Genomic DNA, 6,378 nt, shown 5'->3' on the forward strand with positions numbered 1-6,378 from the left:
CTCATAACTTTGTTACAATACATTTCTTCTACTATTTCTATACTTTTAGTAACCACTTTAATTAAAAGCACATTCATGTATTCACACTCTTATTAATTCTGATTTGCGAAATATTTATACAAGCTTTATGATGCAATTCCTGTTTCACTATTTTCAGTAATTTTTTCACTTTTTCTAAACAAAAATAAAGCTCCTATATATAGTAACGCAGTAAAACTACCTATAAGTATAAAATTGTGAGATATTGCAAATAACATTCCAGCTATTGCCGCACCAATCATTTGACCAATGTACATAGAAGCATTTGCAAGCGCGGCTCCTGTTCCTCTTGCTACACTAGACATGTTTTGTAAGTGCCTCATCATTAATACAAACAAAATTCCTGTCACAAAAAATAAAGCAAAGAACAATAACTCCACCAATACAATGTTCTTTACATGAGGAAGTAATACATATAGCACTGCTGTAAATATAATTCCACCATAGAAAGAAAGGTTATAACCAATTTTATTTACGATTCTAGGACCAAAAATATTACCAATTAAATTTCCTAATCCTAATACGAGCATAGCTGTACCTACTTCATCAACTTGTAAGCCAAATTGAATGGAAAGCCATACACCAAAAAATGAAAATGCAGCAAAATTTCCGGTTTGAAAAACAAAGTATGCAAAATAAGAAAGTGAAACCTTTGAATCTGTAAGTAATTGTTTATAACGCTGTAAAATCGCTTTTTTATTTCCACCTATATGAACCGACTGTATTTCTGGTAATACAACATAAATAAGAATGACAAGTAGTGCTGATAATATACCAATGAAATAGAATGGAATTGTATAATGTATCGTTGCTAAATAAGCTCCCAGTGGCAGCCCTAAAATTTGAGAGATTGATAACCCTGCTGTTGCAACCCCAATTGCTTTCACAATTTGCTTCTTCTCTATAAGGAGCGGAATAGATGCCCACACTTGTGGAGATACAAAAGCTGCACTTACACCTGCTAAAAATCTAAATGTTAGCATCCATAAAAAAATCGGTGCAATTCCACAAAAAAACGTACTTATTGCAAAAAAACTCATACCTAGTACCATTACTTTTTTTCTGTTTAATCCATCTGATATAGGACCAGCCACAAGTGCAAATCCAGCATACCCTAAAGCATACGAACTCACCATCCATCCTGACAACTCAGTTGAAACATGATACGCCTGTTGCAATGTCGGCAACAGTGGTGAAATTAAGAAAGTATCTGTACCGATCATAAACATTATCATAAAAAATACAGCTAGTACTCTGTTCATTTAGACCTTCTCCTTATATAAACAGAGGGTACTCTCCCTCTGTTTAACTAATCTTCTAAAATAGATTGGATTTCTTTCATGACTCTTTCATTCAATGCAACATCTACCGCTTTCACACTTTCTCTTACCTGCTCTGCCCGCTTTCCACCAGGTATAACAGTATCAATCCCTTCTTTATTTAATAACCATGCTAACGCTAAATGAGACACTTCAATATCATTTTCTTTAGCTAGCCCTTTTAACTTATTCACTTTCTTAAAATTACTCTTATATGTATTTTCTTCAAATAGATTTACATTTTGACGCCAATCGACTTCATTTAATTTAAAATCTTCTGTATATTTTCCGCCTAATATTCCAAAAGCAAGAGGCCCATATGGAATAAATGAAATACCCGCTTCTATACAATACGGCAACAGTTCTTCCTCAGCTGTACGTTCTAACATATTGTATGGAGATTGTACAACATCTATATGACCATGTTGATTCGCCTCTTTTAATTGTTCTATGTTTACGTTCGATATTCCAATTGAACGAATTTTCCCTTCTTCTTTTAAATGAGTAAGCTCTCCGATTGAATCTATGTAACTTGTTTCAGGATTTGTAAAGTGTAAATAATATAAATCAATATATTCAGTCTGTAATCTTCTTAAGCTATTTTCCACAGCATTCCTTAAATAATTTGGTTCATTGTTAATATAAGTTTCTCCATTTAACAACGGTTGAATTCCACCTTTTGTAGCAAGTATAAACTCATGACGTTTTCCCTTTAATACTTCTCCTACTAATTCCTCCGATCTACCGAAACCATATGAATCTGCTGTATCAAAAAATGTAATCCCTTGCTGAATAGCTTCTTCTACTAATCGCTTTCCTTCTTCTTCATTCACATCAGCATATAAATTATGTCCCCCTACTGCATTTGTACCTAAACCCAACTTTGAAATATTTAATCCTGCCTTTTGCAATTTTATATACTTCATTTTTTCTCCCCCTATATTTCTATTGTTCGAATATATTCGAACAATAGAAATATACCACTTTATATGTTATAGTGCAAATATCTTAACTTATACAAGTAGGTGAAATATGCGTACACTCTATCATCCAAATCGAGAAGAAATTCAATTTTCTTCTGTCTTATATGCACTTAGCGATCAAATTCGTTTACAAATTGTAAATATGTTACTAGAGAAAAATGAACAATCTTGTGGTGCTTTAAACATCCCTGTTGCAAAATCAACTTTATCTCACCATTTCAAAGTTTTACGTGAGTCAGGTGTTATGTACACGCGCCTTGAAGGAACACAACGTTTCATTTCAATTCGTGAAGAAGATTTAAACGCTAGATTCCCAGGTTTATTACAAGTTGTATTACATGCGACAGAGCCATATTAAAAAAACATCTCATATTCATATGAGATGTTTTTTTAATATGGCTATTCTTTTAATAAATCTATTAATCCATTCCCTTCAGATGTACGTTCGTACCCTAAAGGTACAGTTCTTTTAATGAGTTGTGCATATATTTCCGGCTCCGATAACTTTCGACCGTATTCTTTCTCACACTGTTTAATGAGCAAGGCGAGCGCTCCAGCAACATGCGGCGTCGCCATGGAAGTTCCACTTAACACAGCATATTTTCCTTCTGGATACGTAGATAATATTTCATCACCTGGCGCTACTAGATCAATTTCTTGATTTGAATTACTAAAACATGCAATCTTCCGCTCTAAATTAACGGCACCAACTTCAATTACCTCGGAGTACGCACCCGGAAAGTCTAGTTCCTCTGTTTCATCATCGCAATCTCCATTATTTCCAGCAGCACATACAACGAGAACATCCTGCTTTACCGCATTTTGAATTGCTTCATGTAATTCTGGAACATCTTGCGGACCACCAAGTGACATTGAAATAATTCTCACTTTCTCTTGATTCGGCCCTCTCCAATTTACAGCATAATGAATTGCCTCAATAATTTGCTCATAACTTCCAGAACCATCTCCCGCTAAAACTTTTAATACTAACATTTTAGCAAGTGGTGCAACTCCTAATACACCGACACCATTTTCAGTCGCGGCAATCGTTCCCGCAACATGAGTACCATGTCCGTTATTATCAAGATACACATTTGGATCAGCTTCATAATCTTTTGTGAAATTTCTTCCGCCGATAATACGATCTTTTAAATCTATATGATTAGTATCACACCCTGTATCTAATACGGCAACGACTACATCTTGCCCCTTCACACTCTTTTCCCATACTTGCGGAGCGTGAATCAGTTGTACACCTGGTGGAATTTCATTTACTTGTTCTACCACCTTATTTACGGTAAACGGAATCAATTGTATACCTTTTTGTTTATTCACTGTACTACTCATCGTAATCCCTCCTGAAAATGTATTATTTTCATTTCAGACCACTTTTGAATACGTGTAAATGTAACATTCGTTTTATTCTTTTTGTTTTCCTTCTTTTCAAATATTTCTCAACATCATTTACTACCTCTATAATACTTCTTTATTTTCCCTATGATTTGTAGGAAGTAACAACCCGAGTCGTTCAACTACTAACCAAAATAAGAGGACCAATTAATGGTCCTCTTACAGTCTTTTAAAAGAATGATATGTATTTGAAAAATAATATAAATTAAGACTAAACCTCACTCTTGTTTAAAAACTTTTCTATTTCTTTTACTAAATATTCCGCTCCCTCTATGCCAACTGTAATATTTCCATTTGCTAATGTAATATTCTGCCCTGAAACATCACCTGTGATTTGGCAAGCATTGTAAGGTTGATATTTTTGTAAAATGATTTTATCTGCTTCTACAAAAATTTCAAGCGGTGATTTGATTTGTATTCCCAATACATCGCGTAATTCTTTAGGGATAACAATTCGTCCTAATTCGTCTACTTTTCGAATAACTCCTGTTGCTTTCATATTTCTCCCCCCCTTACTCTCTATTAATTTTTTCACCTCGCTTTTTCCATTTTATCACTTTTTGACAATACTTGCCTCTTTTTAGAAAATTTTGTACTCGAGTTAAAAAAACACATTTAATGCATACGTAATCTCTCTTTTAATTGTTTTACATAACGGGATCTTATAAGTAAGAAGTATACAACTTGAATAACTATGAAAATACTTAATACAACTGTATTTTCTTTAAACAATGAGTACTCAAACATTTGCCCTAACGCCGTTAAGGCTACTGCTCCATGTAATGTTGCAACACCAATTGGAACGAAGAATAAAAGCGCCAATCGAATTGTAACTACCTTCGATAATTCCCTACTTGTCAATCCAACTTTACGAATCATTTCGAACAAACGAACATCATCCTCCAAATCGGAGAATAAACGGAAGTAAAGGAAACTTCCTGCACAAACGAAAAATACTATACCTATAAAGAAACCTACAAATAAAATCGGTCCTGCAATTTGTAAACTTTGGTTTTGCTCGTACTCTTCCGCACTAAACGTTGAATATTCTTGATACGGTTTAATTTGATGCGTAAGCTCTTTACCAATTTCAATCTCATCTTTCGTTCTTTCAGTTTTATACATATAATCTTTTGTCTCTATAAACCCATCTTGTAATGAATCATATTGACTATTAGAGATTACATAAGCATTTCCTCTTAATATTTTCCCCAATGAAGATGAAGTAACTTTTTTCACTTTTAAATTTTCATTCATATTAGGTAAAGTAATTTCTTTTCTTTCTTTCATCGTTGGCCCTGGTATATTAGCTGACAAAAATACAACTTCTTTATTTGCTACAGTATTAAATGGTTCTTCTGTTAACTTTGCATATTTCTTATAGTCTGATTCTTTTATAAAAATGGCGCTTCTTAACGACTGTTCCTCCGTTTTCTTTGTCGAAATATTAGTTTTTGAAGCTGCTATACTATGTTTCTTTAATCCTTTGTCAATCATTTGTATATGCTGTGATTCGTTACTATTCCCTTGCTTAGAATGGTAATGAAACGAAATCGGTCTCTCCATTATCCCTTTCGTCATGGATGCGAAGCCAACTAATGTCCCTATTGCGGAAAATGCTACAGTAGAAATAATGGTTACAATAAAGAACATTCTTGCGTTATCTCTCATGCGATACGCTAAATCTGATAACGTAATAATATTAGTCTGTGTCCAATAGAAACGTTTACTTTTTTTACATAATCGAATAATAAAGACACTCAGCTGCTTGTACAACAAATACGTCCCAATAATAACTACCGTTGTAACAGGAATCATCATAATAAATACCATTGCTCCATGTGATAGAAGAGCTCCTACATAGCCAGCACTAAGCAATACTACTGCTAATATGGAAGAAATGATTGATGCTTTCGGTTCCGGTTTCGCCTCTGCTGATCCTCTAAACAACTTCATAATCTTATTTTTACGAATCATTCCTGCACTAAACAATGATATGATCATAAATAAAATAAAAAACATAATACTCGTTACAACAATTGCTTTCATCGGTATGTAATAGGATAAGGAGATATCTAGTTTCAATATCATCGGAGCGACAAATAGTAATCCCCCTGAAAATAACATACCTGAAAGAATACCAAAAATAATTGCCCCTATTCCAATCATAATATTTTCAAAAAAGATAAGACGCTTTAATTGATATTTCGTCATACCTAGCATCATTAAAATTCCTAGTTCACGCTTTCTCGTTTTTAAAAACATTCCCATCGAATATAAAATAAAGAAGAATGTAAATAAGTAAATAATAGACTGTGCAAAAGACATACTTACGAATACGTACTGACCTAATTCTCCTGCACTTAATGCCGGATGAAACGCAAAAAATGAATACACAAAAAAGGCCATAATTGCAAATGCACTACTCAAAAAATAGGCTGAGTATGTCCGTCTATTTCGGGTTACATTCCGATATGCTAGTTCTCTAATGTTCATATTACTTCTCCGCCCTTCTACTATCTATGTTTTTATATTAGTAAAGTGCGGAAATACCTTCCATCGATTCAAATGACAAAAACCTTACATTTTTGAAAGGTTTAAAAAAATTGCTTATACGTAGTACTTTA

Annotated in this window: 6 protein-coding genes; 1 reads left to right on the forward strand and 5 read right to left on the reverse strand. The window is 33.6% G+C overall.

Features of this window, described 5'->3' with window-relative positions:
- Nucleotides 1-125 precede the first annotated feature (125 nt).
- Both ACQGS6_RS21100 and ACQGS6_RS21105 read right to left on the reverse strand, forming a co-directional pair.
- The gene (locus ACQGS6_RS21100) at nucleotides 126-1,301 is read right to left on the reverse strand and encodes an MFS transporter (protein ID WP_326318713.1); all 1,176 of its coding nucleotides are present in this window, start codon (nucleotides 1,299-1,301) and stop codon (nucleotides 126-128) included.
- A 47-nt stretch (nucleotides 1,302-1,348) separates the two neighbouring features.
- Nucleotides 1,349-2,284 carry an aldo/keto reductase gene (locus ACQGS6_RS21105; RefSeq protein ID WP_000874081.1) on the reverse strand — a complete coding sequence of 312 codons (936 nt, stop codon included), beginning with the start codon at nucleotides 2,282-2,284 and terminating at the stop codon, nucleotides 1,349-1,351.
- A 106-nt stretch (nucleotides 2,285-2,390) separates the two neighbouring features.
- Here ACQGS6_RS21105 and ACQGS6_RS21110 point away from each other — a divergent pair, with 106 nt between their 5' ends.
- Entirely contained in the window at nucleotides 2,391-2,699 is a 309-nt protein-coding gene (locus ACQGS6_RS21110) for an ArsR/SmtB family transcription factor (RefSeq protein ID WP_001259906.1), read from the forward strand.
- A 41-nt stretch (nucleotides 2,700-2,740) separates the two neighbouring features.
- Here ACQGS6_RS21110 and ACQGS6_RS21115 read toward each other — a convergent pair whose 3' ends face one another.
- The 3 genes from ACQGS6_RS21115 to ACQGS6_RS21125 form a co-directional block, all read right to left on the reverse strand.
- The gene (locus ACQGS6_RS21115) at nucleotides 2,741-3,688 is read right to left on the reverse strand and encodes a serine protease (RefSeq protein ID WP_000099756.1); all 948 of its coding nucleotides are present in this window, start codon (nucleotides 3,686-3,688) and stop codon (nucleotides 2,741-2,743) included.
- Between the two features lie 274 nt (nucleotides 3,689-3,962).
- Complete coding sequence (locus ACQGS6_RS21120) at nucleotides 3,963-4,250, reverse strand: AbrB/MazE/SpoVT family DNA-binding domain-containing protein (RefSeq protein WP_000648325.1); 288 nt, start codon at nucleotides 4,248-4,250, stop codon at nucleotides 3,963-3,965.
- A gap of 116 nt (nucleotides 4,251-4,366) precedes the next feature.
- Nucleotides 4,367-6,247: an FtsX-like permease family protein gene (locus ACQGS6_RS21125; protein ID WP_426965536.1), complete on the reverse strand. Its 1,881-nt coding sequence runs from the start codon at nucleotides 6,245-6,247 to the stop codon at nucleotides 4,367-4,369.
- Nucleotides 6,248-6,378 lie beyond the last annotated feature (131 nt).

It is taken from the genome of Bacillus sp. GMs2/2 (assembly GCF_050172095.1).
GTDB lineage: Bacteria > Bacillota > Bacilli > Bacillales > Bacillaceae_G > Bacillus_A > Bacillus_A cereus.

Excerpts from the sequence above, each read along its gene's own strand:
- ACQGS6_RS21125 (WP_426965536.1), bottom strand. The coding sequence starts at position 6,247 with ATGAACATTAGAGAACTAGCATATCGGAATGTAACCCGAAATAGACGG.
- ACQGS6_RS21120 (WP_000648325.1), bottom strand. The coding sequence starts at position 4,250 with ATGAAAGCAACAGGAGTTATTCGAAAAGTAGACGAATTAGGACGAATT.
- ACQGS6_RS21115 (WP_000099756.1), bottom strand. The coding sequence starts at position 3,688 with ATGAGTAGTACAGTGAATAAACAAAAAGGTATACAATTGATTCCGTTT.
- ACQGS6_RS21105 (WP_000874081.1), bottom strand. The coding sequence starts at position 2,284 with ATGAAGTATATAAAATTGCAAAAGGCAGGATTAAATATTTCAAAGTTG.
- ACQGS6_RS21100 (WP_326318713.1), bottom strand. The coding sequence starts at position 1,301 with ATGAACAGAGTACTAGCTGTATTTTTTATGATAATGTTTATGATCGGT.
- ACQGS6_RS21110 (WP_001259906.1), top strand. The coding sequence starts at position 2,391 with ATGCGTACACTCTATCATCCAAATCGAGAAGAAATTCAATTTTCTTCT.